Origin of the sequence: Dietzia sp. CQ4 (assembly GCF_014145125.1) — a bacterium.
Lineage (GTDB): Bacteria > Actinomycetota > Actinomycetes > Mycobacteriales > Mycobacteriaceae > Dietzia > Dietzia natronolimnaea.
Map to the genome: position 1 here is coordinate 1 of NZ_JAALDZ010000379.1, position 2,005 is coordinate 2,005.

1 protein-coding gene is annotated in these 2,005 nt (G+C 69.9%); it reads left to right on the top strand.

The window, feature by feature from the left end:
* Positions 1-226 precede the first annotated feature (226 nt).
* The coding region (locus tag G6031_RS17345) for a DEAD/DEAH box helicase (RefSeq protein ID WP_182653940.1) at positions 227-2,005 on the top strand (1,779 nt) is incomplete at its 3' end.

Below are 2,005 nucleotides of genomic sequence, written 5' to 3' on the forward strand. Positions count from 1 at the left end.
CCCACCCGAGGCCGAGGCCGCCGCAGAGGCGCCCGCCGAGGACGCGTCGGCCCCGGAGGTCCCCGCGGAGGAGGCGTCGGAGCAGGAGTCGCCCGCCGAGGAGACACCGGTCCCTGAGGCGCCCGCTGTGGAGCAGGCGGACCAGCGCACGCCCCGCAGGGGCGAGTCGGTGGACCGCGCGCCCGACGCCGACGCCGGCGACGGTGACGCGATCACGTTCGCCGACATGGGGCTGGCCCCGGCCGTCGCCCAGGCGGTCAAGGACGTGGGGTACGAGGTCCCCTCCGCGATCCAGGCCGCCATCATCCCGATGGTGATGGCGGGCCGTGATGTCGTGGGGCTGGCACAGACGGGCACCGGCAAGACCGCGGCCTTCGCCCTGCCGATCCTCTCGCTCATCGACCCGGCGGTGAAGAGCCCGCAGGCGCTCGTTCTGGCGCCCACCCGTGAGCTCGCGCTCCAGGTCGCCGAGGCGTGCATCACTTACTCCGCCAACATGCCGCAGGTCAACGTGCTCCCGATCTATGGCGGTCAGGCCTACGGGATCCAGCTGTCCGGTCTGCGGCGGGGTGCGCAGATCATCGTCGGTACGCCCGGCCGCGTGATCGACCACCTCAAGAAGGGCACGCTCGATCTGTCGGGTCTGCGCCATCTCGTCCTCGACGAGGCCGACGAGATGCTGGCGATGGGCTTCCAGGAGGACGTCGAGCGGATCCTCTCCGACACCCCGGAGACCACGCAGGTCGCCCTGTTCTCGGCGACCATGCCCTCCGCCATCCGGCGCATCTCGCAGAAGTACCTCACCGATCCGGCGGAGGTGAAGGTCGCGTCCAAGACCTCCACCGCCCCGAACATCCATCAGCGCTACGTCCTGGTCAATCACCGGGACAAACTCGACGCCCTGACGCGGATCTTCGAGGTCGAGGATTTCGACGCGATGATCCTGTTCGTCCGGACCAAGTCGGCCACGGAGGAGCTCGCGGAGAAGCTTCGGGCGCGCGGGTTCTCGGCTGCGCCGATCAACGGCGACATCCCGCAGAATCTCCGCGAGCGGACGATCGAGGCGCTCAAGGACGGCCGTACCGACATCCTCGTGGCCACGGACGTCGCCGCACGTGGTCTGGACGTGCCCCGTATCAGCCACGTGGTCAACTACGACATCCCGCACGACACCGAGTCGTACGTGCACCGGATCGGCCGTACGGGCCGCGCCGGCCGCAGCGGGCAGGCGCTGCTGTTCGTCACCCCGCGGGAGCGTCGCATGCTCTCCCAGATCGAGCGGGCCACGCGTCAGCCGCTGACAGAGATCCAGCTCCCGAGCGTGGATGATGTCAACGAGATGCGGATGGCGAAGTTCGGGCAGTCGATCACCGAGAGCCTCGATGATCCGAACCTGGCGATGTTCCGCCGGCTGGTGGAGGAGTACGCCAACGAGCACTCCGTCTCGATGGCCGACATCGCCGCCGCACTCGCCACGCAGTCCCGCAATTCCGCCGACTTCCTCATGCGAGAGCCGGAGCGTCCCGCGCGACGTGAACGGCAGGACAACCCGCGTGACACCCGGCGGGATGACCGGCGCGAGCGGCCGGGCCGCGACTTCTCGGACGGCCCCCGTCCCTCGCGCACGGGCAAGGACATGGCCCAGTACCGGATCGCTGTGGGCAAGCGGAACAACGTCAAGCCGGGATCCATCATGGGCGCCCTGGCCAATGAGGCCGGACTCAGTGGCGGCGACATCGGACGTATCTCGATCCGTTTCGATCACTCGATCGTCGAACTCCCGGCGGGTCTGTCCCGGGATCAGATCGAATCGATGCGCGGGATCCGGGTCGCCGGTTCGGAGATCGACATCCGACCGGACTCCGGTCCGCCCGCCGGTCGCCCGTCCGCGGGCAGGGACGACCGTGGTGGCCGTCCCCGCGGTGGCGACCGCGGGGGTCGGGACGACGACCGTCGCGGTGAGCGTCGTGACGACCGGGGCGGGGGATCCCGGCGGGGCGGCGAC